The sequence below is a fragment of the Micromonospora taraxaci genome, assembly GCF_007830095.1.
Classification (GTDB): domain Bacteria; phylum Actinomycetota; class Actinomycetes; order Mycobacteriales; family Micromonosporaceae; genus Micromonospora; species Micromonospora taraxaci.
Genome location: NZ_VIWZ01000001.1, coordinates 2,813,929 through 2,838,167, shown reverse-complemented (window position 1 = coordinate 2,838,167; position 24,239 = coordinate 2,813,929). Strand labels below are relative to the sequence as shown.

The window sequence follows — 24,239 nt, the reverse complement described above, 5'->3', positions numbered from 1 at the left end:
TCAGACCGGCGCAGCGAGGGGAGACAGGGCCTTGGCGCAATCGATTCGCCGCGCGATCGACCTCATCCGTCGATCGGCGGAGCACCCGCTGTCGCTCACCGAGGCGGCGGACGTGCTCGGCGTCCACAAGTCCACGGCCCTGCGGATTCTGCAGACACTGGAGGCCGCCCGCTTCGTACGCCGCACCGGCGCGGGCACCTATGTGCTCGGTAGCGGAGTCATCGAACTGTCCGAACTCGCGCTCGGCTCGATGGACCTGCGCCAGTTCGCAGCAGCGCACCTGCGGTCGCTGCAACGGGAGACCAGCCACACCGTGCACCTGGCGCAACTGACCGGTGACGAGATCATCTATATCGACAAGGTGGACAGCCCGGCGTTCGACGCCGTAAAGCTGCCGTCCCGGGTGGGACGCGCGGTGTCGATCTACGCGAGCGCCGTCGGTAAGACGATCCTGGCCTATCTGCCCTCGGCAGAGCGCGACCGTCTTCTCTCCCACGTCGTGTTCGAGAGGTTCACCGACACCACCTTCGCCGACCAGGAGTCCCTCGAAGCCGAACTCGCCCGCATCCGCGAGCAGGGCTGGGCCACCGACAACGGCGAACACGACGCCTACGTCAGGTGTATCGCCGCACCCGTCAGGGACTCACGGGGGCAGGTCATCGCCGCCGCATCGATGACGGCCATCGAGGTCATCGCCAGCCTCGACACGTTGAAGCAGGCACTTCCGCTCCTGCTGGAGACCGCGAACCAGATCTCGTCCGAGTGGGGATACACACCTCCGCCATCCGCCAGCGCGGACGACTCGGGTGACGGCGACCGATTGCTCAGCTCACCGCGCTGACCCGCCACCCACCCACCATCCGCCCCCACGAAGGTCACCGACGGGCGCCGACGTCCACGTCCCACCTCGCAATCGGGTTGTTCCGACCGGGTGCACGGGTGACCATGGTCGGCATGGCGGGAACCCGGGTGTGAGGTCACCACTTCAGGGCGGGATGCCGCTCAGGGACGCGGTGGTCGGCGCCGTCGTGGAGATCGCCTGCGACGAGTCCGGGTTCTCCGGCACCAACCTGCTGCGATCCACCGCTCCGGTGATCACGCACGCGAGTGTCGACCTGACCGTCGACGAAGCCGTCGCGCTCATCACCACGCTGCGGTCGGGCTTCCGGTTCTCACCACACGAACTCAAGTCGGGGCGGTTCCTGCGCGGCTCGGGTGCGGACGAGGCCCTGGGGTGGCTCCGGACCGAGTTGACCGGGCGTGCGAACGTCCACGTGATCGACAAGGAGTTCTTTCTCGTCACCCGGATCGTCGACCTCCTGCTGGTCGCGCCGTCGTACGCGGCGGGCACCCGCCTGGCGAGTGAACACCTTCCGGCCGCCATCGCCCTGCACGCCGCCAGACACTCGGCCGGAAATGACTGGGACGCCTTCCTGACCGCGTTCGTCGATTGTGTCCGGATGAAGCGGCGGCTACCGGTCCACCAGACGGTGCAGCGGTTCTTCGAGGCCCGCGACGCGCTGCTCCGACACCGCCTCGGCCCAGCGGCCGACGAGATCCTCGACAAGCTCAACCAGGACCACGTGCGGACCGTTCTGGCCAGGCTCGACAACGACGACCGGTCGGTCCCCCCACCGCTGGAACCGCTGCTGCCGGCGCTGGCGGAGACGGTCCTGTCCTGGAGCGGCGGACGGCGGCAGGTCCTGGTGACTCACGACGAGCAGAGCGCCCTGACAGCCGATCGGTTGACCCGCCTTCAGCGGGTGCTGGCCGACGGCAGCAGGTGGGCGGCGGGCACCGAACCGGCCGGGGCGTTGCCGGTGGGTGTGTCACCGCTCGCCGGGCTGGTGATGGTCGACTCCCGCGACGACCCGCGCGTCCAGGTCGCCGACCTCCTCGCCGGGGTGGCCCGACGGATGCCGGGGATCATCGACGACGCCCTCCGGCAGCCGCCCCCGACGCCATCACGCACCGCGCCTTGGTGATCTGGACCTGCTCGGCCGTCGCCATCAACCCACCACAGAGGAGTCCTTCCTCGTTCCTGGGCCGGTCACATATCGATGGGAGGTGTAGTCCGCGTCTTCCGGGGGCAAGAACCCGCGCATGGAACGAACGGCGGGAGGCAAGGGGCGACTGCTCGGCCAGCGACACCGGACCGGAATACCGGCCCGAACGGAGTTGGCGACGCGACGTCCCGCAGCCCTCGCCCGATGCGTCTGACGCACAGTCTGCCCGCGGTGGCGCTCGGCGCGGCGGCAATCGGCGCGGCCCTGGGCGCCGACCCCGCCCACGCGCACCAGTCGACACCGTTGCCGTCGCCGACCGACCTGCGCCCGGCGCACGCCCCCACCTCGCCGAATATCGTCGAGGAGTTGTTGCCCCGCGTGGTCGAGTCACCCCTGGCCATCGCCCTACCGCTGCCGTCGGCCGTTCCTCTGCCGCTGCCCTCCGCCGTTCCCCTGCCGCTGCCGTCGTCCGTCCCGCGGCCGGCAGTCCCTCTGCCCTCGACGTCGGTGAAACCTCCCACCGCCATTCCTGACCTGCCCCGTACACCTCGCACGTCGCCGTCACCCACCTCCCGCGTCGCGTCCCCCGCCGCCTCCCCGGCTGCCCGCCCTGCCGCGCCGCCGCAGCCGTCGTCGGCGGCCGCGACGGTGACGGTGACGGTGTCCCGTGGCGACGTCCACAGCGCCGCCGGCGGCCGGACCCGGTCGGCCGACCCGCCGCCGGCGACGGTGGCCGCGGCAGCAGCGCCGACTCCGGGCCCGCCCGTCCGCCCCGACTCCGGTCCACCGGCGTTCGTGCTGGCGCTGGCCACCGCACCCAGCGGGTTCGGTGCCAGCGGTGTCGACGCGCCCACCTCGGCTGCCGAGCGTCCGCCACCCATCTCGCCGCCGTCCCGAGGGCTCACCGTGGCTGCCGTCGACATGCGGGCCACCAGCAGGCCCGTGGAGCGGGGCCCCCCACCGCCACAGCAACTCCTGATCACCCAGCCGCGTCCACGACGTTGATCAGGAGAGATCATGGAGATAGCTGTCATCTGGATCCCCGCCGACATCGAACCGTCGGAGCCTGCCGTCGCAGTGTGCCTGTCGCACCTTCGGCACCACGACTACCGGTTGAAGGGAATCGTCCGGGCACCCTGGGAGACCGTCGAACAGAGAATGATCGATGGTGAAGTGGACGTGGTCGTGATCGCCGACCTCGCCCACCTTCCGCCGGACCGGTCGCCCCGGATCGAGGTAGCCAGCGCTCCGGCGTCGACGAGCGGCGAGGACGGATCGGCCGCCGACTCGCAGTCCGACTGACACGACCAAGCGCCCCGTCCACAGCGGACGGGGCGCTTCGTGCGGAGCAGCCGGTGTCCCGCCATCCGCAAAGTCCGGCGACATCGGCGACCATCGCCGCCAGGATGGCCGGTATGGACGAGGTCGAAGTCGTCGTCGCCCACCGGCAGCGCGCGACGCTACGCGTGGGCGACGTGTTCCTCAAGGTCGACGGAGATCTGGCGCACGCCGACGTCGAGGTACGGGCCATGGCCCTGGCACCGATACCGACCCCGGCGATCCTCTGGCACGAGCCGCCCGTGCTCGCGATCGCCGTCGTGCCCGGCAGGGCTCTCGGCCTCCTCGGCGAACCGTCTGCCGCGTCGCCGGAGGCGTGGGCCGCGGCAGGCGCGGCCATCCGCAGGCTGCACGACGCGCCGTTGCCGCCGTGGCCGGGGCGCAGGCTCGACGACGTGGCGGCGGAGCTCGACGGCGAGTGCGCGTGGCTGCTCGCCAACGCCGTTCTGCCTGCCGAGGTGATCCACCGCAATCGCGAGATCGCCGGAGCCGCGCTCCGGCCGTGGAAACCGGTGTTCATCCACGGCGACCTGCAGATCACCCACGTGTTCGTGGACGGCGACGAGGTCACCGGCGTCATCGACTGGTCCGAGGCCGCGCCCGGCGACGCCATGTTCGACCTCGCCATCGTGACGCTGGGGCACGAGGAACGCCTGGAAGACCTGCTTGCCGGCTACGGCACCGACGTGGACCGGGACGTGATCCGCGCCTGGTGGTCACTGCGCAGCCTGGTGGCCTCGCACTGGCTGATCGAGCACGGCTTCGATCCGGACGCGCCGGGATGCGAGTTCGACGTGCTCAGATCCCGGATGCGGGAGCCGTAGGCCACCTGGCGAGTCGCTCGGTGTTCCCCGAGGGCCGTCACCTCGCGCGCCCGAAGCCCCGTTGGCGGGGTCACCTGGACCCGCGTCAACCACAATGGTCAGTTCCATTATGAGACTTACTCCTTTCTGGCGCTGGTGGGGTGCCAGCACGACGAGTCACCTCGGCTCGGCGGTCGGCGGGGTGGCCCTGCCACTGACCGCACTGACCGTCCTCGACGCGTCAGCCTTCGACATGGGTCTGATCACGGCAGCCGGCTATCTCGCGTACCTCCTGATCAGCCTGCCGGCCGGGGTGGTCGTGCAGCGGGTGCCGCTGCGCGGCATGCAGGTGACCCTGGACCTGATCCGGGCCCTGGCCATCGCGTCCGTCCCCCTGGCCTGGTGGTTCGACGCCCTGACGGTGGCCCAACTGGTCGGGGTCGCACTGGTCGTGAGCTTCGCCAACGTGCTGTTCGACGTGGCCAACCAGACCTTCCTGCCGGAGATCGTGCCCGCCACGCAGTTGCAGGCGCGCAACAGCCTCAACTCCGGCACCCACGCCGTCACCCAGTTGGGCGGGCCCTCCCTGGGCGGCCTCGCGGTGCAGGTGCTGGGTGCCGTGCCGACGCTGTTCGTGGACACCGTCAGCTATCTGGTCTCCGCCATGCTGCTGCGCACCCTCCCGGCCCGGCGGGTGCAGCGGCCGACCGAACGGCCACCGATGGTCACCATGATCCGGGAAGGCTGGCACTTCGTGCTCCGCCACCCGATCATCGGCCCGGCCATGTGGGACGCCACAGCGACGAACTTCGTCAGCGGCGCGATGCTCGCTCTCTTCCCGTTCTACCTGGTGCGTGAGCTGCACGCGCCGCCGGTCATGGTCGGCCTGCTGCTCGCCGCCGACGGCCTCGGCGCCCTCATCGGCGCCGCGCTCACCACCCGGTTCACCGATCGGTTCGGCACCGCACGCGGCCTGATCATCGCGGCCTTCGCCAGCGTGCCCGGCGCGCTCATCATCCCGCTCGGCACCGGTGCCGCCGGCTACCTCGCCTTCGCCGCCGGCAACGTCATCCTCGCCGTCTCCTCGGTGGTGCTCAGCGTGACCACCCGCACCTACCGGATGCTCGCCAGCCCGACGGAGCTCCTGTCCCGCGTGATCGCCACGGTCAAGTTCGTCTCCTGGGGCGCCATCCCGCTCGGCGGGCTGCTGGCCGGCGTCCTGGCCGGGCCACTGGGCGCGCGTACCACCCTGCTGCTCTTCGGGGCGCTCACCGTCCTGTCCCCGATCATCTATCTGTCGACCCCGATCCGTCGGATGCGCGACCTGCCGCTCGACACGGCGCTGAAACCTGTCGACGCCCGGGTGTGAACGGCGCGCGGACGCCGCGCTGCGGTGTCTGGTCCGCCGACCGACTGTGCCCGCGACGCACATCGGCCCCCTCGTTTGTCGATCGGGAGTCGGGTTGACTCGTCGGTGAGGTAGGCGGGCCCGGCCGGGCTCCACACGATGGGATGCGACATGGCGAAGTACCTGATCCTCATCCACGGCGACGAGCGGCAGTGGGCCGCGATGTCGCCGCAGGAGATGCAGGAGCGCGACGAGGCCCACGGCGCCTTCTGCGCCGCAGCCGGTTCGGCCGTCCTCGACGGCCAGCAGTTGGAGCCGGCAGCCGTCGCGACCAGCCTGCGCAGCGACGCACACGGTCGGCTGGCCATCACCGACGGGCCGTTCCTGGAGACCAAGGAGGCGGTGGGCGGTTACTACCTGGTCGAAGCCTCCGACCTCGACGAGGTGATCGGTCTCGCTTCGCGGCTGTACGAGGTCTCCGCCGGGCACAGCGGGGTGGAGATCCGTCCGGTGGTCGATCACGGATGAGTGCCGAGGTCGTCGCGGCGGTCGCGCAGGCGCACCTCCGCGACTGGGCCCAGTTGCTGGCCGCTACGGCGCGGCTGACCCGGGACCTCGATCTCGCCGAGGAGTGCACCCAGGACGCCTACGCGCAGGCGCTGCGGGTCTGGCCGCAGATCGGCATCCCGGATCGCCCCGGCGCGTGGCTGACAACGACCGCCCGCAACCGCGCGTTGGATGTGCTGCGCCGCGAGTCGGTGTTGCGTCGGGCCCTACCGCTGCTGGTGACCGACCAGTCGGTGCCCGGCCCGGAGGACGGCCTCGACGACGACCGGCTCCGGCTGGTCTTCACCTGCTGTCATCCGGCCCTGTCCCGCGACGCTCAGGTCGCGCTGACGCTGCGGCTGGTGTGCGGTCTGTCCACGGCGGAGGTGGCCCGCGCTTTCCTGGTGCCGGAACCCACGATGGCCGCCCGGATCACACGGGCCAAGAAGAAGATCAGCGCCGCCCGCATCCCGTACCGGGTGCCGTCGCCCGACCACCTGGCCGAACGCGTCAGCGCCGTCCTCGACGTCCTCTATCTGATCTTCACCACCGGCCACACGGCGCCGAGCGGCGCGCACCTCGTCCGCCGTGACCTGGTCGACAGCGCCCTCAACCTCGCCCGCATGCTGCACCTGCTCATGCCGACCGACACCGAGATCAGCGGCCTGCTCGCGCTGCTGCTGCTCATCCACGCGCGTGACGACAGCCGGCTGTCTCCCAGCGGGCGGCTGCGACTGCTCTCGGAACAGGACCGCGGGCGTTGGGACAGGCGGCTCATCGGCGAAGGCGTCGCCCTGGTGACCGACGCGCTGAGCCGCAGGCCGCCGACCCGGTACGCCGTGGAGGCCGCCATCGCCGCCGTGCACGCCGAGGCACCGACCTGGCAGGACACCGACTGGGCGGAGATCGTCGGGTTGTACGACGTCCTGCTCCAGCTCTGGCCCTCTCCGGTGGTAGAGCTCAACCGGGCCGTGGCCGTCGGTCTGCGCGACGGTCCGCAGGCCGGTCTCGACGCGCTGGCACCACTGCTCGCCGAACCGGTCCTAGCCACCTACGGCTACCTGAGCGCCGCCCGTGGTGAGTTCCTGCGCCAACTCGACAGATGGGCAGCGGCGGCGGACGCCTACCGGGAGGCGCTGGCTCAATCCCACAACACGGTCGAGCGGGCCTTCCTGACCGACCGGCTCGACGACCTCCGCCGACATGCGTCGACCGATCTGGAGGAGGCGTACCGATGACGAGTGGTCAGATCGAACCCGTCGCGGTGTCGCGGCGGATCGCCGCACCGGCGGCCGACATCTTCCGGATCCTCGCGGACCCGCGCCGACACACCGAACTCGACGGCTCCGGGATGCTGCGCGGTGCCGTGTCGGACCGGCCGATCGGCGCGGTCGGCGACGTCTTCGTGATGCGGATGTACTACTCGCCCTACGGCGACTACGAGATGAACAACCACGTCGTCGAGTACGAGGTGAACCGGCGCATCGGCTGGACGCCGGAACCGGGCCGAGGTCACCCGGACACCGCACCCGGTGCCACCCCGCTGCGGCGGTGGGGACACCGGTGGGCCTTCGAGCTGATCCCCGACGGCCCGGCCGCGACGATCGTGACCGAAACCTACGACTGCTCCCCACTGCCTGCCGACGAGCGAGCGGCGATGGACGACGGCCGCAGTTGGATCACGAGCATGACCGCGACGCTGGAACGGCTGGAGGCCTCCTGCCTCACCGTGCGCCACTGAGGTGGCGGTTGCCGCGGGTGCCCTAGGTTGTCACGAGTTCGAAGACCACCCTCCCTGTGGGGACGATGACCGAGCGCCAGCCGGATCCCGAAGCCGGCGAGGCGGCGGGCTTGCCACCGAAGCGTACGAGGCTCAGCCCTGGGTGGTGGAAGGTGACAGTGATGTCGCGACCCGTCGTGTTCAGCAGCTGACCACCACGGCCCTTTGCCAGGATGCTGACGTACGAATCGGTCTCGAAGCCGTACTCACGCCACCGCAGCGTGCGCCCCTTGCGGACGAGGTAATTGGTCACGTCAACCGTGTCGGCGGCTGCCCCGCCCGTGGTGCGATACCAGGCAGCCCACCCCTGCCACGTCACGTTGCCGATGGTGATCTCGGGAGAGCCATTCGACTCGATCGCGTAGTCGGTGTGGCCACTGGTGTGCGTGATGGACGCACCCGAGTAGCCGGTTCCGCCAACCCTGCTCATCGCAGCCTTCGGGTGTACGTCGTCAGAGGGGAAGAGCACGGTAACGGCGTTCTTGCGGGCGGCGGCGTCCAGTGGGTAGGTGACGTAGAGGTACCTCCCGAGGTGCCCGTCGGTCCAGTCGGCCAGTGGCCCACTCTTGACGTGGACCTGGGATGGGGGTGTGGCGAGGAACGCGGTGAGCTTCACCCCGGTGTCGGTGCACGGGTCCACATCGACAGGGAAGGTGTAGTCCGCCATCGCTGGGTCCGCGGCCGGGTCGCTGGCCGAGTTGGGATGCCAGGCCAGCCCCACCGGACCCGCGCCACTCACCTCCGTGAACTCGTCGAAGACCGTCCAGTAGCCCTGAGTGCCGGTGTTCGGATGAACGAACACCAGGCTGCGCCGGTGCCGGCCGTTGGGCAGCGCGCCGCCGGAGTCGCCGGTGGCGTAGTCGATGCCACCCCACATGAGGTCCTCGACGATGCCAGCGCCGTACGTCCTCACGTGATTGTTGAGACTCGGCGGGGCGAAATCGGCGAACGACGGCTCATAACCGATGAGCCCGGTGTTGCTGAGCACGGCCAGGTCCCTGATCTGGGCGTAGGTGAAGCCGACAGCCGGATGGGGGTAGCCGTTGTAACCAGAGTTGCGCAACACATGCTCGCCGTAGGCGGCCAGGTGCAGCGAGTTCGTGTCCCGATGCTGGTGGCCGCCGTCCTTGACGGCGTTCCACAGCGCACCGGCGAGCGCCCGCTGGTCGTGACTGTTCTGCAAGAACCACGCACCCGCGTCGGGAAAGACCCGGCTCGGCACGGCGACGGTGGGCGATGGCGCTTGAGCCGTCAGGGCATACGTCGTCATCATCGGAAGCGGCGCGATGGTGACCCGGTTCAGGCTCCAGGCCGCGTTTGAACCCGCCGCCGTGCTGAACCTGTACGCGCTGTAGGTACGGGCGGAGCGCGACACCGCGCCGCCGATCGTCGCGCTGTCACCGAAGGTGTACTCGTCGCGGGCGACGACATCGGTGGTGGTGTTGACCAGAAGTCTGGGTACCGAATTGGCTTCGTCGGGGGTGTTCGGCTGCCGCGAGAAGAGCTGGGCGAACCGCTCGGCACCAGCGACTGTGGATCGGATGCCGACGGAGAACTTCCGGGAGCCGGTCGTCAGCGCGTCCCGGACAGCCGTCGTCACGTCCAACTCCGCCACAAACCTGGTGCGGGGAATCCATGTGCCCAGCAACGCCTTGGCGGCCGGCCGACCGCTCCAGCTCACGTTCTCCGGCCACACGTCGCCCACCTGCGAGACCTCCAACCGGCAACCGTCGGCGCCAACCTCTTTCACGTAGAGCCGGAGCCGCACTGTGACGACCTGGTCAGCGGTCAGGTCACCGAGATCGAAGCGCAGGTAGCACTCTCGGGTGAAGTCGGGCTCGTCCACCTTCGCGTGCAGCAGCCCACCAGACTCGCCTGGATCTCCGGCGTATTTCCCACCGCGCACCGTGACGTTGGCTTCGGCGGTCAGTCTCCGACGAGGCAGCCGACGGGTCACCGGCGTGGTGAGGTAGCCGGCATAGAACTCGATCGCCTTCTGGTAGTGCGGGTCCTGGTAGTAGTTGCGATATCCGGGCACGCCGGAGTAGAGCGTTGGCTCCCTGCTCAGGACATCGACGAAGTAGGACTTCGGGTCCCGGTCGCCCGGCGAACCCAGGCGATGGCCGACGTACGTGGGTGCGGCCAGGTACGCGCCGCTCTTGCCCATGACGGATTGGAGGTGCTTTTCGAGCTCGCCGATGGTCCTGCCGAGCGCCGCCAGGTCCGCGGTGTCCCCGCCGCCCGTCACCCGATAGGCGAGCCAGGTGCCGTACGCGCCGATCGGCGCTGCCGTCCAACTCGGGAAGGAGGCAAAGTCAGCGAAGATTGCGGCGATCTCTCCCAGTTGGGTCTCCGCGGTAGCTCGCTCGCTCGACGTCAGTGCGGCGTAGACGACATCCAGCCCGAGCACCAGGTGGAACAGGGCGTTGGCCTGTGGGACGGTGCCGCCCCACTGCGTCTTGTTGATCACGCCGGGGGTGGAGATCTCCTGGCGGAGGCGGCCCACCATCTGGAGGACTTTCTGGGCGTGGACCGGGGCGTTCTCGCCCGCGTCCAGGATGTACGCCAGGGACGAGTAGCTGGCGATCTCGGCAATGCGCTTGGAGCGGGCGCTGGCGTCCGGGTTCGCTACATACTCCCAGCCGGCCCGGCTGATCGCTGCGCTCCTCCAACTTTTCCAGGGCTCAGTCGCGGCTCGGCCACGCAGCTTGTCGAAGTCAGTGCCGGAGACGAGCAAACACGGGCGGGTTTCCACGGCCAGGGCGGGACTCGCCGTCAAGATCGGCAAAGCACCGGCGGCCCCGGCCAGCAGCGGCCATTGCAGGATCGTACGACGGCGCATGGCTCTCCCCCGATGACATGTAATCGCCGGAGGATGCTAGCCATGATCGCTGCTTCTTGCTGCCCCCTCAGCGGCTCACTGTTCGATCGAGCCGTCCGGAGGGTTGGCCGGCTGCTGGCCCGGCCAGAACGGCCATTCCTCGAACGACCGGCACCGCCCGTCGTCGGCGAATCGCATGATCCACAGATCGCGGTACTCCTGCTCGACCGGCTCGCCGTAGCGGACCTCCTGACGCGACACCGCGGTGTCGCCCTCGACCGCGACGATCTCGCTGGTCATCTGGAACACCTCGTCGGGACCCTTGCGCTGCTTCTCCCACATCTGTGCGATGGCCGGCAGGCCGACGACGGGCGTCCAGTACGGCCCCTGCTGGTAGCTCGCGTCCTCGGTGAAGAGGGTGACCAGGTCGTTGGTGCCCGGCGTCCGCCACACCCGCTCGTAGGCGGCGAGCCAGTCGTTGACGTGCTTCCTGTCCATGGACTTCACTGTGCCATTCGGCCGGCGGCGGGCAGCCGGAACCGACAAGCCGCAGGTCACCAACGGCCGACGCCGTCGTAAGGTGCATGTCACACCCGAGGAGTTGGAGGCTCTGGTGACCGCGACGACGCCCACCGACACGGTGGTGGCCGAGGTGATGGCCGAACTGGCCGCACTGGAGGACCCCCGCACGCGCGAGGTGAACGCGAAACACGGTGACGATCACGGTGTGCACCTCGGCAAGCTTCGGGCGCTCGCGAAGCGGCTGAAGACACAGCAGGAACTCGCGTGCCAGCTCTGGACGACCGACGACACCGCGGCGAGACTGCTGTCGATCCTGATCTGCCGCCCCAGGGCGTTCGGGCGTGCCGAGCTGGACACGATGCTGCGCGAGGCACGCGCGCCCAAGGTGCACGACTGGCTCGTGAACTACGTGGTGAAGAAGAACCCGCACTCCGAGGAGCTGCGCCTGGCCTGGTGCGCTGATCCGGATCCGGTGGTCGCGAGTGCCGGCTGGGCGCTGACCACGGAGCGCGTGACGAAGAAGCCCGAGAGCCTCGACCTCCCGAGACTGCTCGACGTCATCGAAAGCGAGATGAGGGACGCGCCGGATCGCCTCCAGTGGGCGATGAACCACTGCCTGGCCCAGATCGGAATCGAGCACGCCGCGCACCGGGCTCGCGCGATCGGCATCGGCGAACGGCTGGCGGTGCTCAAGGACTACCCGACCTCCCCGGGGTGCACATCTCCGTACGCGCCTGTCTGGATCAACGAGATGGTGCGCCGAGCGCATGCCTGAACAGGGATTCGACCGGGCGAATGGTGGCGGCGGCGCGGGGAGCGCCCGGACCTCCCCGCGCCGCCCCGTCGTCAGCCCTTGAGCACCCGGTCCCAGTCGACCGTCTTGGCCCAATCGGCGTAGCTGTGCCAGGTCACACCCGGGTACTGCGCCCGCAGAGCGACCACGTCGACGAAGTCGGTGTTGTCCTCGAAACGCTGGAACATGTCCGCGATCTCGTCGCCCGCCCACTGCCGGACCTGGGCGAGGGGCATCTGCCGGTACGGGATCTCCCGGCCGATCGCCGCACTGAGGATCCGGGCCGCCTCCTCGCCGGTCACACTGTCGGAGGCCACGTCGATCCGCTTACCCACCAGCTCGTCCGGGTGCTCGATGGCGTACACCGCCAGGCCGGCGATGTCGAGCACGGTGACCTGGTCCAGCTTCTTGCCCGGCGACAGGGGGTTGGAGAGGACGCCGTCGCCCAGGCGGCTGAAGTTCAGGTTGAGCACGTTCTCGATGAAGTAGACCGGTCCGAGCACTGTGGCGCGCACGTCCTGCCCGCGCAGGTACGTCTCGACCACCTGCTTGCTGTCGGCATGGTCGATGTCGCTGTCCTCCAAGCGGTCCGCGCCACGGACCGACGAGTAGACCAGGTGGGCGCCGACGCGAGTCGCGGTGTCGACGATCAGGCGTCCCTGGGCGATCTCCTCCTCCTTGCCACCATCACCGAAGGGCACCGAGAGTCCGAAGACCGCATCGACGCCGGTGGCGGCTCGGCCGAGCGCCTCGGAGTCGGCGAGGTTGCCGGGGGCGAGCTGCACACCACGGGCGGCAAGCGCCTGGGCGGCGGGTGACTCGGGCGCGCGGACGTACGCGACGACCTCGTGGCCATGGTCGAGGAGGAGGTCGCTGACCGCTCCTCCCTGGTTGCCGGTGGCACCGATGACGAGAACCTTGGTCATGGCTGCGTGTCTCCTTGCGTTGGAGGTGCGGGGCAGGGCGGCGGGGTCAGAGCGGCTGCGGGGGTCAGGGAGTGCCGAAAGGTCGTCGCCGCGCCGACGACCAGGCCAGGACAGGGACAAGGACGGCGGCCACAGCGAGGTGCAGCAGCACGAGGGAGGGGTGGTCGCCCTCGGTGCGGAAGGTGCCACCCCAGGGCATGGTGACCAGCAGCAGCACCAGGGCGGCGGCCGTCCAGATCAGCGTGGCCCGCCGTGGGACGAGCCGTTCGAGTACGGCGAGCAGCCCCCACCCGGCCAGGGAGGGCAGTAGGGCGACGGCGATGGTCTCGACGGCGCCGATGTCCTGCGGCGCGTCCGAGCCGAGCGCCGGGGCGTACAGGTCGTGGCCGGCGACCGGCTCGATGAGCACCCAGGTGAGCAGAGCGGCGAGGACCGCCCCGGCGACCCCGGCGAGACGGATCGGCCAGAGTCGGGTGCGGGAGGCCGACGGTGTGGGCGCGAGGTCGGTGGCCATGGCGAGTCTCCTTGGGCAGGGCGGACGGTCTGGGCGGGCAGGGCAGGCGGGTCAGTGCGTCTCGGACTCGTCTCGCGCCCGACGCGGCAACAGAAAGGCGAGCACGAAGGAGAGCGCGAGGAGCACGATCACCACGGTGAGGCCACGCAGGATCCCGTCGGTGAAGGCCTCGCGGGAGGCCTGCACCGAGGCGGCGTGCCTGCTGACGACGCCGAAGACGATGGTGCCAATGAGGGCCACGCCGATGCCGAAGCCGAGCTGCTGCACAGCGGTCAGGACCCCACCGCCGGTGCCGGACTCCTCCGGTTCCACGTCGGCCAGCGAGATGTCGAACAGGAGACCGATCATGATGCCCATCCCGAGACCGGAGATCGCGATCGACGGGACGAGATCCCAGCTGGTCAGGTCGGTCGAGTGGCGGCCGATGGTGAACCGGATGAACAGCACGCCCACGATCATCACCAGCAGACCGAGGTGCAGCGCCGTGCGACCGAGCTTGGCACCGAGGACGGCGCCGGTCAGGATGGCGCCGACGACCAGGAAGAGCGCCCAGGGCATCATCGTCGCGGCCGTCCGGGTGGGGCTCCAGCCCAGACCCGCCTGGAGGTAGACGCCGAGCGTCAGGGACATCCCGGCGGTGCCGGCGAAGAAGACCAGCGCCACGAGCAGACCCGCCAGGAATCGGGGCTTACGCATCAGGCTCAGTTCGATGACGGCGGCCTGGCCGCTGCGCTCGCGGCGCAACTCGTACCAGGCGAAGGCGGCGAGGACCAGCACGGAGGCGGCCATCGTCACGAACGTCCACGCCGGCCAGTCGAGTTCGTGCCCCTGCACCAGCGGCAGGATGAGCAGGAGCAGACCGGTGGTGACCAGGGCGATGCCGCCCAGGTCGAACCTCGGGCGGGTGGCGACCCGAGACTCGGGCAGAAACCTGGCCGCAGCGTAGAGAGTCGCGATGCCGATCGGCAGGTTGATCAGGAAGACCATCCGCCAGCCGGTGTCGAACAGGTTGCTGTCGATGAGGAAGCCCGCCAGGATCGGCCCGCCGACCGCCGAGAGGCCCATCACCGGCCCGAACGCACCGAAGGCCGCGGCCTGCTCTCGGCGGGGGAACATCTGCTTGATCAGCCCCAGGCCCTGCGGGATCATCAGCGCGCCGAGGCCGCCCTGGAGGGCGCGGGCTGCGATCAGCTGCCACGGATCCTGCACCACGGCGCAGAGCAGTGACGCCAGGGCGAAGCCGGCCGCGCCGACGAGAAACATCCGTTTGCGGCCGAACATGTCGCCCAGCCGGCCACCGACGATCAGTAGGACCGCGAAGGGCAGCGTGTAACCGGCGGTCATCCACTGGATCGCCGTGAAGCCGCCGCCGAGATCCTCCCGGATGGTCGGCGCTGCGACGTTCATGATCGTGCCGTCCAAGAGGTCCATGACCTCCGCACCGAGGATCGCCGCCAGGGCGATCCACCGGTGCCGGTACGGCTGCGGTGTCTCGTCGGACGGCGCCTCGGGCGCTGCCTGCTCGGTCAGGGGATTCATCTCGACCTCTCCACGACGGTCAGCGTACGCTGTTCCACGCACGAACACCGTTCTAACAGCAAACACCGAATGCCGTCAACTACGATGTGTCGACCGGAGACGAGCGAGCATGGAGGCCCGCGTGACCCAGGCGATCCCCACGCCGCCATGGCAGACGCCCCCGAAACCCCCACCTCGGCAGCCGTTGAGCCAGGAGCTGATCGTCACCACGGCGCTGCGGGTCCTGGACGCCGAAGGGCTGGACGCACTGAGCATGCGTCGCGTCGCCCAGGAGCTCCAGACCGGACCGGCGTCGCTCTACGCCCACGTTGCCAACAAGGACGAACTGCTGGACCTGGTGTACGACCGGGTGCTCGCCGAGGTCGACATCCCCGAACCCGACCCGGCACGCTGGGCCGAGCAGGTCAAGGAGATGCTGCGCTCGTTGCGCCAGGTCTTCCGGTCGCACCGCGACCTGGCTCGCGTGTCGCTGTCGCGGATCCCGTTGGGCACCAACGGCGTGGCCGGAATGGAACGCACCATGGCGCTGCTGCGCGCCGGTGGCCTCCCCGACGACATCGCCGCCTACGCCGGCGACCTGGTGACCTCCTTCGTCACCACCGAGACGCTCGACGATGCCTTCCCGGGCGACGGCGTGGACACCAGCGCCGTTCAGGCATACGTGGCGCAGATCCACGACTACCTGACCTCACTGCCCCCGGACCGGTTCCCCAACCTCACGCAGATGGCGGGGCCGATCACGTCCCTGGACTCGGAGCGGCGCTTCGAGTTGGGCATGGAGATCATCGTGCGAGGCCTGTCGACGTACGCCGAACCAGCCTGAGCCGCCCCGCACGCGACCGGTCGACGCGCGGGACGGCCCGTCAGGCCAGGCAGGTCAGCGGTCGCCCTCCGTTGTACTCGATCATCTCGGCCAGCACCGCGGCCACCGGTAGCGGCGCCCCCGACGGAACACCGGCCAGCTCGGCGTACGCCCGGTGCAGGTTCCCCACCACCCGCTCCGGGTCGAGCAGGTGCGCGAACTCCGACCAGTCCGACTCACGGGCCGCCTCCAGCGGACTGCGCCCCTGCGGGTACGCCTCGGCCGCCACCTCGACGATCCGCCGCAGGTAACGCTCGGTGGCGTCGAGGATCTCCGGACCGGTCACCGGACCGTGCCCGCAGACCACCGTCCGAGGCCGTAGCGCCCGCAACCGCGCCACCGCGTCGAGGGCCCCGGTGACCGAACCGAACAGCAGGAACGGCGTACAAGCGGACATCAGCACGTCCCCGGCGAACAGCACCCGCTCACGCGGCAGCCACACCACGACGTCGTTGGTGGAATGCGCCGGACCGACGTACAGCAGCTCGGCACGGCGCTCCCCGACATGCACCGTCAACTCCTGCGCGAACGTGACATCGGGCAGCACCACCTGGATGTCGCCCCACCGCACGTCCGGCCAGAGCCCGGTCAGCGCAAGCCCGGTCTCGGCCATCTCCTGGCGGGCCCGCTCGTGGGCGATGACGGTCGCCGAGGGGGTGAAGACCCCGTTTCCGAAGGTGTGGTCGCCGTGATGATGCGTGTTGACCAACGTGCGGACCGGGCCGGCCCGCAGCCCGCTGATCCGGTCGGCGAGGGCGCGGGCCCGCCGCTCGGTCGCCGCCGTGTCGACCAGCAGGATCCCTTCGGGCCCGGTGACAATGCCGGCGTTGCTCAAGCACCAGCCACCGTTGGGCTGGGTGTACGCGAACACCCCGTCAGCGACCTCGGTCAACTCCGCCGTCACCGCCGGCCCCGTCACGGTCATCGTCGGGCAGCAGCGTACGAGCCGGCGTGTGCCAGCGTCGTACGGCTGTTGCCGCCCAGCGCGGAGCGGACGAAGTCACGTGCGTCGGCGAGCGTGGCGCCCGCGCCGAGCACCTCCCGCACCCGGTCCGGATCGATGGCCACGGTGTGCTCCGCGGTGACCGTGGCACCGTCACCGTCGTCGGTGAAGAGCCACCGTCCGCTGTGACCCAGCAACAGGCGCGGTGGGACCAGTTGCTTGTAGACGATCCGCTCGACCGCTGTGCAGATCCGCACCGACCGGGTGGTGTGCGTCGAGCCGTCCTCGGTGACGGTGTCCATCTCCATGTCCTGCGTTCCCGGGCTCACCTCGCGCAGCACCACCCGGGCCACGTGCGGCAGCCGCTGTGGCCACTGATCGGAGCGGTTCACGAACTCGTACGCGTCGGCCACCGCGCCGTCCACCGGCACCCGGTCGGCGAAGGTGAACACGACGTCCTCGACGGGATGCCCGGTGGTGCCGATGCGAGCCAGGGCAGCCAGCTCCACAGGGCTGTTACGGTCCAGTGCCTCGGTGATCCAGCGGACCGACTCGGGGTCGTCACCGACGGCGGTGAACTCGTGCACCAGCACGATCTCGGTCCCGCCGCCGGCGGCAGCGCGGAAAATCCACTCACCACTCATCGAGGCGATCGGCGCCTGACTGCGTTCCTGGGTGAAGCCGATCCGCAGCCCTGCCGCGTCCAGGCTGCGACGGGACGTCCAGGTGGCCACCTCGCCGCCGACCAGCGCCCAGAGCTGGAACCGCTCGGCGGACTCCGAGCGCTCCAGGTGGTGCACGTACACCGTCGGGGCGAAGATGGCCGGCCAGCGGGTGACATCCGCGGCCAGGTCGTAGAGCACGCGGGGTGGCGCCGCGACGGTCAGCGTGTGTTCGGTCCGGTGCGACACGGCTCAGCTCGCCGCGGCCAGGCTGTGCCGGATCTCGTCGAGCATGGCCCGCGGCGTGGGCAGGCCGGCGATCTTCTCGTCCGGGATCGTGACCTTGTAGTCGCGTTCCAGGATCGCGGCCGTCTCCATCACGGCCAGCGAGTCGTAGCCCAGATCCTCGAACGGCACGTCGATGATGTCGCCGTCGAGGTCGACGCTCTCGTCCGCGCCCGCGCAGGCGGCCATGACGCGCCGGAGGTCGTCGAGGGTGATGTCGGTCATCTACCTGGTCCTCTCGATCATTGCTGATGTCCGGTCGTGGCCTGACCGACCACGACCGCGGAGTTGAAGCCGCCCTTGCCACGGGCCAGGACGAGCGCGTACGACAGGGGGGCCTGCCGGGCCTCGCCGTACACGAGATCGAGGCCGTAGTCGTCCGGGACGTCGACGGCGCGCGGCACCGGCGGAATGACGCCGTCCCGGATCGCCAGCAGGGCGGTGACGACGTCCAGCGCTCCCCCACCGGCGAAGAGCCGCCCGACCAGCGCCTTCGGCGCGGCGACCGGCACGCCGCGCGGTCCGAAGATCCCGCGCAGCGCCTCCGCCTCGGCCCGGTCGAGCTCCGCGACGCCGGCCGCGTCGGCGAAGACCACACCCACGTCGGCGGGTCCGATGCCGGCATCGGCGAGGGCGGCCTCGGCCGCGCGGCGCAGCGCCGGCGGGCGCGGTGAACCAGGTGGGGGATCGAAGGTCGCGGCGTACCCGACGACCCGGCCGTAGCCGGGGCCGGCACCGCGACGTCGCGCCGCGGCCTCGTCCTCCAGCACCAGGATGGCCCCGCCCTCGCCGGGCACGTAGCCGGTGGCGTCCGCGGCGAACGGCCGGTACGCCCGGTCGGCCGACTCGACGAGGCTGACGCGGCCGCTGGACAGGTGCGACGCCCAGCCCCACGGGTCGAGCGCAGAGTCGACCCCACCGGTGAGCATCAGTGGGGTACCCAGTCGGATCGAGCGCCGTGCGTGCCCGATCGCGTCGAGCCCGCCGGCCTGCTCGGTGACGACGGCACTGCTGGGCCCACGCATACCGTTGCGGATGGAGATCTGGCCGGTGTTGACCGCGTAGAACCAGGCGAAGGACTCGTAGACGCTGACGTACTCCGGCCCCTGCGACCAGAGCTTGTGGAACTCGCGGTGAGTGAAGGCGAAGCCGCCGAGGGCGTTGGCCGTCACCACCCCCATGTCGTAGTCGGGTAGCGCGTCGGTGCGCACCTGAGCGTCGGCCAGCGCCAGGTCCGCCGCCGCCAACGCGTACCGGGTGGAGACGTCGGTCTGCGGCAGCAGTCGGCCGGGGATGTGGTCGCGGGCGTCGAAGTCGCGTATCTGCCCGGCGAGCCGGGCCGGATACCGGGACGTGTCGAACCCGGTCAGTGGTGCGATGCCGCTGACCCCGTCCAGCGTCGCCTTCCAGTACGAGTCCACCCCGAGCCCGTTCGGGGCGACGACACCAACCCCGGTGACCACCGTCGTCATCGCGTTCCCCCCGCCCGCGTGAGCACCATCGCGCTCTGGAAACCACCGAACCCGCTGCCCACCGTCAGCACGGCGTCGAGCCGGCGCTCCCGCGCCACGACCGGCACGTAGTCCAGGTCGCATTCCGGGTCGGCGTCGTGCAGGTTCGCGGTGGGCGGCACCACGTTGTGCTTGATGGCCAACGCGCACGCGGCGATCTCGATGGAGCCGATCGCGCCCAGCGAGTGCCCGACCATCGACTTGATCGAGCTGACCGGCGTCCGGTACGCGTGCTCACCCAGACTCCGCTTGAACGCCGCCGTCTCGTGACGGTCGTTCTGCTTGGTGCCCGAGCCGTGCGCGTTGATGTAGTCGATCGCCTCCGGGTCGAGCCGCGACTCGGCCAGCGCGGCCCGGATCGCCTCGGCCATCTCCCGACCGTCCGTCTTCAGGCCGGTCATGTGGTACGCGTTGCTGCGCGCCCCGTAGCCGCTCACCTCGGCGTAGATGTGCGCGCCGCGTGCCACCGCCCGCTCGTGGGTCTCCAGCACGAACATCGCTGCGCCCTCGGCCAGGACGAAGCCGTTGCGGGAGCCGTCGAACGGTCGGGAAGCGCGGGCCGGCTCGTCGTTGCGCGGGGTGGTCGCCTTGATGGCGTCGAAGCAGGCGACGACGATCGGGGTGATCGGGGTGTCCGTCGCGCCGGTGATCATGACGTCGGCGCTGCCCTCCCGGATGAGCTGCGCGGCCTGCCCCACCGCGTCCAGCCCCGAGGTGCAGCCGTTGGAGACCAGTGCCACCGGCCCCTCCGCCCCCACCGTCCAGGCCACGTCCGCCGCCATCGCGCCCGGGGTCAGGTAGTCGAACATGTACGGCGACAGGTGCGTCGGGTCGACCTCCCACTCCCGCCCCCGGTCGGACAGGACGAGGTACTCGTTCTCCAAACTCGTCGCAGCGGCGACCGCGCTGCCCAGGCTCACCCCGATCCGGTGCGGTTCCACGCCGTCGAGGTCGAGACCGCTGTCGGCCACCGCCTCGCGGGTGCACACCACGGCGAACTGGGTGGCCCGGTCCATCCGGCGGATCTCACGTGGGGTGAAGCCCTCGGCCTCGGCGTCGAAGTCGCACTCGCCGGCCACCTGGGAGCGGTAGGGCGCGGGGTCGAAGAAGCTGATCCGGCGGGTGGCCGTGCGGCCGGCGGTGAGCAGATCCCAGAACTGGTCGGCGCCCGACCCACCCGGGGTCCGTACCCCGATCCCGGTGAGAACGACCCGGCGGCTCACGGGGACGTCTCCTCGACCGGCGCCGGCAGGATGCTGGCGGCGAGCGTGCAGAAGACCGAGCGCGGCGGCCCGGTGAGGCCCGGCAGCGCGCTGAGTGACGCTCGCACCTCGGCCGACCTGGGGTTGTTCGTGAAGGACTCGCGGTAGGCCGCCTCGCTGCTCCACTGGGCGTAGTTGACGACCTGGGTGCCGTCGGAGCTGATGTGGTAGTTGGCGGAGAGGAACCCGGGCACCGCCCGGATCCACTCCTGTACTCCCCCGGTCGCCAGCTCGACCAGCTCGCGTGCCGTCTCCGGGCCGTCGGTGGGGAAGGTGACGATCGCGACGAAACCCGCGTCCGTCCTGGTCGGATCCACTGTTTGCCTCCGAAAGTGTGGTGTCGTCAGCGACCGGCGAGCAGCCGGCCGGCGTAGGCGCTGGCAGCGGTGCCGAACTGCAGGCCGATGTGGCTGGCCGCCGCGTGCGCGTCCCGCCAGAACCGCTGCAGCGGGTTGTTCTCGGCCTGGGCTCGTGTGCCCGCTGTGGTGAAGAGTCGGTCGGTCGCCGCGACCAGGGTCTCGGCGGCGAGGGCGCAGTCGCGGGAGCCACGGGTCACCGCCAGTGGGGTCACGCCGCCCGCGTCCGCCACCCGCGCCACCCGTTCCAGGAGGAGCTGCGCCGCGTCGATCTCGCCGTGCGCCCGCGCCAGGGTCTGCTCGTACGCTCCCCGGTCCAGGGCCGAGATCGCGTTCGAGCCGCCACCGAGCTTCTCGGCGACCCACGGGGTCCAGGCCGCCGCCGCGCCTCGCGCCGCGCCCAGGACCGGCACGGCGAAGGCCAGGCCGTTGACGGCGCGCATCGGCACGGTGTGGCAGATCGCCTCGGCGGCCACCGCGTCGCCGGCGGCGATGCTCTCGCGGCTGCACCCGCGCTCGCTCGGGACGAAGACGTCGTCCAGGATCAACGTGTTGCTGCCGGTGCCCCGCATCCCCATGGTGTGCCAGGTGTCGGCGATCCGGTAGGTGTCGCGCGGCACCGCGAAGAACCACGGCTGCGGGCGGTCCGCACCGGGCGCCATCGCGCAGACCAGCGCCCAGTCGGAGTACTCGACGATGCTGACGAACGGCCAACTGCCGGACAGGCGCCAGCCTCCCTCGGTGGGCTCGGCCCGGCCCAGTGGCATCAGCGCCCCGACGACCAACGCGTCCGGCCCGTCCGACCAGACCTCGGCCTGGCCCTCGACAGGCAGATACGCTGTCATCCGGCCCAGCGCCGCGGTGAGCGAGGCGCACCAGGCGGTCGACACGCACGCCTCGCCCAACACGGCCACCGGCTCGACCAGACCGGTGAACGTCGAGGCCCGGCCGCCGAACCGGGTCGGCACGAAGTGTCGGGCGAACCCGGCCGCAACGACTCCCCGGACCACCTCCGGGTCCAGTCTGCGGTTGGTTTCCGCGTCGGCGGCGTTCTTCGCCGCGAGCTCGACGACGTCACGTGTCGCCGCCAACAGATCCGGCATCTCGGCCCCCTCATCGATTCGGTTCAACCATGGCGTCGCGCGCTCGTACGCGACTCGTGTCGCGGTGGGTCGGTCACTCGGTCGACGCGGGTGGCAGCGGCTGCCAGTTGGTCTTCGCCAGCCACTGGTCGAGGGTGAGCAGCCCGGGGAACTGGGCCCGCAGCGCGGGAATGTCGGCGTGGTAGCCGATGCCGTTGAGCCAGCGGTAGGAGATGGACTGCCAGACCAGACCCTCCTCGTGCAGCTGGTCCAGCGGCACCGACTCGAACCTGGCCGGCAGGCCGGTGTGTCGGCCGAACGCGGCGGCGAGTTCGTCGCCGGTCACCTCGTCACCAGCGAGTTCGATCTTTGCCCCGATGTGCCGCTTCGGGTTGTCGAAGGCATCGGCCGCGAAGTAACCGATGTCCGGTCCGCTGATCATCTGGAGGGTGTTGGTCGGGCCCAGCCCGCGCCGGAACACCAACTCGCCGTCAACCAGGACGAGCGGTGACATGTCGTGGTTGAGGTTCTCCATGAAGTACGAGGGGCGTAGGAAGGTGAACGGCAGCCCGTTTTCGACGATCCGCTGTTCGATGGCGAGCTTGGACAACCGCCAGTTGATGCCCTCGGGCCGCTCGGCGCCGCCCACGGAGCTGTGCACGTAGTGCTGGACGCCGAACTCCTTCGCCGCGTCCGCGCAGGTCTTGCCGTGCCGCTCCTCACCCTCCACACCGTGCTCGCTCATCGGGGTCTGGATGCTGAACACCCCGTACGCGTCCTTCATCGCCTGCCGTACCGACTCGGCGTCTTCCAGGTCACCGACCGCAAGGGTCGCGCCCAGGTCGGCCAACGCCCTGGCCTTCGCGGCGTTCGGGTCGCGGACGAACGCGCGGACCGACCAGCCCCGCCGCAGAAGGTGTCGGGCGGTCGATCCACCCTGCTTACCGGTGGCACCGAGCACGAGCACGGTCTTGTCGGAAGAAGACACGGTTGACCTCCAGAGGTGACGAAAGAAGAGGTGGCGGGTGGCGTCAGGGACGCGGAACAGCGGTGACCCGCAGCCGGCCGGCGGACAGCTCGACGCCCTGGCCGTACATGCGGTCGGCGAACAGGCCGAGGCCGTAGCTGAGCTGGCCGGGCAGCACCGACTCCTCGACGCCGCCGTTGTCGCGCTTGAGGTACGCCGCGTCGAGGCAGCGCGTGCCGACCCGGTCGACCGACAGCACCTCGGCCCCGTCGACCCGCCACCGGGCCGTGCCGGTAGCCCGCTCGAAGGAGACCTCCAGCCGGTGCACCTGCTCAGGCCGGCGGTCAGCCACCGGCACCGCATAGGTGAACGCCGCGAAGCGTGCATCCGGACGCAGCGCCAGCCGCTCGTACACCGCGTAGAGGCGGTGGTGCGTGAGGAAGAAGTCGAACACGACGCCGGATTCCAGGTCGACGGAGATGAGGCCCCCGGCGCCGAGCCGGATGTCGACAGTGGCGTCGGTGACGTCGTCGTACGGGTGGGTGTCCAGTCCGAACCCACGCAGTGCCACGTCGGCCGACACTGTCAGCAGTTGCCCGTCGACGGTCTCGAAACCCGGGCGGCCGGACGGGGACACGTGCGTGGTGAACGCCGCCCACCGCAGGTGCTGCACCGGCGTCGCCGGCTGCGCAAAGGCCGGCGCGCCGGAACGGGCGTCGACCCCGGTCGGTACGACCACCAGGCCGTTGGGGGTGGTACGGACGACGCCGTCACCGGTCGGCAGGGCGTCGACGGGGCGGAGCCGCCAGGGCGCCCCCGCTCCGCTGCGTACGCCGTCGGTGAAGTCGTCCTCGAAGAGTTGCTGCGCTGTCGGTGCCGTCATCTGCGCCCCTCCCGGCTGTCCCGCGGTTGCAGGTCAACGGTGTCAGGGCGGGCTCGCGGCCCACTCGAAGAGCGCTATGTCGGCCGGTCGGTCACGGCTCGACGTCGCGGCCGGCCATCGGCGCGTCGTCGATCCCCCAGGTGATGATGCGACGCGGCCGAATTCGGATCATCGCCGATCCGAAGTAGGGGTGCGGCGGCTCCACGTCCACCAGCGCTTCGGCGTGGCCCCGGATCTCGACGCCCCGGGCCTTCCACGGGTTGGTCGAGGCCAGGTCGTCGACGACGAACGCCACCCGTGGGTCGGCCTTGATGTTGCGGAACTTACGGCTGGAGGTCAGGTTGTGACCGCCGATGTCGATCGTGCCGGTGGCCGGGTTGTAGGTGAAGGCGACCGGATTGTTCTGCGGGGCGCCGCTGGGCGCGACCGACGCCAATCGGCCCAGTCGCTGCGAGGTCAGGTACTCGATCTCCGCATCGGTGAAAGACAT

26 protein-coding genes are annotated in these 24,239 nt (G+C 70.3%); 11 read left to right on the top strand and 15 right to left on the bottom strand.

Annotated elements, in window-relative coordinates; translation table 11 throughout:
• Positions 1 to 31: 31 nt before the first annotated feature.
• The 9 genes from FHU34_RS13180 (at position 32) to FHU34_RS13140 (ending at position 7,782) form a co-directional block, all read left to right on the top strand.
• Positions 32 to 841: an IclR family transcriptional regulator gene (locus FHU34_RS13180; protein WP_145780285.1), complete on the top strand. Its 810-nt coding sequence runs from the start codon at positions 32 to 34 to the stop codon at positions 839 to 841.
• 130 nt (positions 842 to 971) lie between these two features.
• Positions 972 to 1,985, top strand: coding sequence for a hypothetical protein (locus FHU34_RS13175; RefSeq protein ID WP_208744984.1), 1,014 nt, complete (start codon positions 972 to 974; stop codon positions 1,983 to 1,985).
• A 225-nt stretch (positions 1,986 to 2,210) separates the two neighbouring features.
• On the top strand, positions 2,211 to 3,011 hold the full coding sequence (locus tag FHU34_RS13170) for a hypothetical protein (RefSeq protein WP_145780283.1): 801 nt from the start codon (positions 2,211 to 2,213) through the stop codon (positions 3,009 to 3,011).
• 12 nt (positions 3,012 to 3,023) lie between these two features.
• On the top strand, positions 3,024 to 3,308 hold the full coding sequence (locus FHU34_RS13165) for a hypothetical protein (RefSeq protein ID WP_145780280.1): 285 nt from the start codon (positions 3,024 to 3,026) through the stop codon (positions 3,306 to 3,308).
• A 113-nt stretch (positions 3,309 to 3,421) separates the two neighbouring features.
• Positions 3,422 to 4,168, top strand: a complete 747-nt coding sequence (locus tag FHU34_RS13160; protein WP_145780279.1) for a phosphotransferase family protein — start codon at positions 3,422 to 3,424, stop codon at positions 4,166 to 4,168.
• 109 nt (positions 4,169 to 4,277) lie between these two features.
• The gene (locus FHU34_RS13155) at positions 4,278 to 5,516 is read left to right on the top strand and encodes an MFS transporter (protein ID WP_145780277.1); all 1,239 of its coding nucleotides are present in this window, start codon (positions 4,278 to 4,280) and stop codon (positions 5,514 to 5,516) included.
• A 150-nt stretch (positions 5,517 to 5,666) separates the two neighbouring features.
• On the top strand, positions 5,667 to 6,023 hold the full coding sequence (locus tag FHU34_RS13150) for a YciI family protein (RefSeq protein ID WP_145780275.1): 357 nt from the start codon (positions 5,667 to 5,669) through the stop codon (positions 6,021 to 6,023).
• Positions 6,020 to 7,279, top strand: a complete 1,260-nt coding sequence (locus FHU34_RS13145) for an RNA polymerase sigma factor (RefSeq protein WP_145780273.1) — start codon at positions 6,020 to 6,022, stop codon at positions 7,277 to 7,279. Before FHU34_RS13150 ends, FHU34_RS13145 begins: the two co-directional genes overlap by 4 nt.
• Positions 7,276 to 7,782 (top strand): SRPBCC family protein, encoded by a 507-nt coding sequence (locus FHU34_RS13140; protein WP_145780272.1) that lies wholly within the window; start codon positions 7,276 to 7,278, stop codon positions 7,780 to 7,782. Before FHU34_RS13145 ends, FHU34_RS13140 begins: the two co-directional genes overlap by 4 nt.
• A 22-nt stretch (positions 7,783 to 7,804) precedes the next feature.
• On the opposite strand, the gene FHU34_RS13135 is transcribed toward FHU34_RS13140, so the two are convergent.
• The gene (locus FHU34_RS13135; protein WP_145780270.1) at positions 7,805 to 10,663 is read right to left on the bottom strand and encodes a CBM96 family carbohydrate-binding protein; all 2,859 of its coding nucleotides are present in this window, start codon (positions 10,661 to 10,663) and stop codon (positions 7,805 to 7,807) included.
• A 75-nt stretch (positions 10,664 to 10,738) separates the two neighbouring features.
• Positions 10,739 to 11,140, bottom strand: a complete 402-nt coding sequence (locus FHU34_RS13130; RefSeq protein WP_145780268.1) for a nuclear transport factor 2 family protein — start codon at positions 11,138 to 11,140, stop codon at positions 10,739 to 10,741.
• Between the two features lie 157 nt (positions 11,141 to 11,297).
• On the opposite strand from FHU34_RS13130, the gene FHU34_RS13125 reads away from it, so the two are divergent.
• Positions 11,298 to 11,939 carry a DNA alkylation repair protein gene (locus FHU34_RS13125; protein ID WP_208745149.1) on the top strand — a complete coding sequence of 214 codons (642 nt, stop codon included), beginning with the start codon at positions 11,298 to 11,300 and terminating at the stop codon, positions 11,937 to 11,939.
• 71 nt (positions 11,940 to 12,010) lie between these two features.
• Here the strand turns inward: FHU34_RS13125 and FHU34_RS13120 are convergent, their stop codons facing one another.
• The 3 genes from FHU34_RS13120 to FHU34_RS13110 all read right to left on the bottom strand — a co-directional run bounded on the left by FHU34_RS13120 (position 12,011) and on the right by FHU34_RS13110 (position 14,936).
• Entirely contained in the window at positions 12,011 to 12,883 is an 873-nt protein-coding gene (locus FHU34_RS13120) for an NmrA/HSCARG family protein (RefSeq protein WP_145780264.1), read from the bottom strand.
• 64 nt (positions 12,884 to 12,947) lie between these two features.
• Positions 12,948 to 13,397 (bottom strand): DUF6069 family protein, encoded by a 450-nt coding sequence (locus FHU34_RS13115; protein ID WP_145780263.1) that lies wholly within the window; start codon positions 13,395 to 13,397, stop codon positions 12,948 to 12,950.
• A gap of 51 nt (positions 13,398 to 13,448) precedes the next feature.
• Positions 13,449 to 14,936 (bottom strand): MFS transporter, encoded by a 1,488-nt coding sequence (locus FHU34_RS13110; RefSeq protein WP_145780261.1) that lies wholly within the window; start codon positions 14,934 to 14,936, stop codon positions 13,449 to 13,451.
• Positions 14,937 to 15,057: 121 nt separating this feature from the next.
• On the opposite strand from FHU34_RS13110, the gene FHU34_RS13105 reads away from it, so the two are divergent.
• Entirely contained in the window at positions 15,058 to 15,759 is a 702-nt protein-coding gene (locus FHU34_RS13105; protein WP_280116481.1) for a TetR/AcrR family transcriptional regulator, read from the top strand.
• Between the two features lie 40 nt (positions 15,760 to 15,799).
• Here FHU34_RS13105 and FHU34_RS13100 read toward each other — a convergent pair whose 3' ends face one another.
• The 10 genes from FHU34_RS13100 to FHU34_RS13055 all read right to left on the bottom strand — a co-directional run bounded on the left by FHU34_RS13100 (position 15,800) and on the right by FHU34_RS13055 (position 24,239).
• The gene (locus tag FHU34_RS13100) at positions 15,800 to 16,723 is read right to left on the bottom strand and encodes an MBL fold metallo-hydrolase (protein WP_145780258.1); all 924 of its coding nucleotides are present in this window, start codon (positions 16,721 to 16,723) and stop codon (positions 15,800 to 15,802) included.
• Positions 16,720 to 17,652, bottom strand: coding sequence for an aromatase/cyclase (locus FHU34_RS13095; RefSeq protein WP_145780257.1), 933 nt, complete (start codon positions 17,650 to 17,652; stop codon positions 16,720 to 16,722). Before FHU34_RS13095 ends, FHU34_RS13100 begins: the two co-directional genes overlap by 4 nt.
• A gap of 3 nt (positions 17,653 to 17,655) precedes the next feature.
• Entirely contained in the window at positions 17,656 to 17,913 is a 258-nt protein-coding gene (locus tag FHU34_RS13090) for an acyl carrier protein (protein ID WP_145780255.1), read from the bottom strand.
• Between the two features lie 17 nt (positions 17,914 to 17,930).
• Positions 17,931 to 19,160 carry a ketosynthase chain-length factor gene (locus FHU34_RS13085; RefSeq protein WP_145780253.1) on the bottom strand — a complete coding sequence of 410 codons (1,230 nt, stop codon included), beginning with the start codon at positions 19,158 to 19,160 and terminating at the stop codon, positions 17,931 to 17,933.
• A complete protein-coding gene (locus FHU34_RS13080) occupies positions 19,157 to 20,422 on the bottom strand; it encodes a beta-ketoacyl-[acyl-carrier-protein] synthase family protein (protein WP_145780252.1) in 1,266 nt (421 codons plus the stop codon). Before FHU34_RS13080 ends, FHU34_RS13085 begins: the two co-directional genes overlap by 4 nt.
• Positions 20,419 to 20,778, bottom strand: a complete 360-nt coding sequence (locus tag FHU34_RS13075) for an antibiotic biosynthesis monooxygenase (RefSeq protein ID WP_145780250.1) — start codon at positions 20,776 to 20,778, stop codon at positions 20,419 to 20,421. Before FHU34_RS13075 ends, FHU34_RS13080 begins: the two co-directional genes overlap by 4 nt.
• A gap of 26 nt (positions 20,779 to 20,804) precedes the next feature.
• On the bottom strand, positions 20,805 to 21,920 hold the full coding sequence (locus FHU34_RS13070; protein WP_145780248.1) for an acyl-CoA dehydrogenase family protein: 1,116 nt from the start codon (positions 21,918 to 21,920) through the stop codon (positions 20,805 to 20,807).
• A 73-nt stretch (positions 21,921 to 21,993) separates the two neighbouring features.
• Positions 21,994 to 22,887 carry an NmrA/HSCARG family protein gene (locus tag FHU34_RS13065; protein ID WP_145780246.1) on the bottom strand — a complete coding sequence of 298 codons (894 nt, stop codon included), beginning with the start codon at positions 22,885 to 22,887 and terminating at the stop codon, positions 21,994 to 21,996.
• A 43-nt stretch (positions 22,888 to 22,930) separates the two neighbouring features.
• Complete coding sequence (locus FHU34_RS33645) at positions 22,931 to 23,749, bottom strand: DUF6081 family protein (RefSeq protein ID WP_145780245.1); 819 nt, start codon at positions 23,747 to 23,749, stop codon at positions 22,931 to 22,933.
• A gap of 91 nt (positions 23,750 to 23,840) precedes the next feature.
• Entirely contained in the window at positions 23,841 to 24,239 is a 399-nt protein-coding gene (locus FHU34_RS13055) for a PPOX class F420-dependent oxidoreductase (RefSeq protein WP_145780243.1), read from the bottom strand.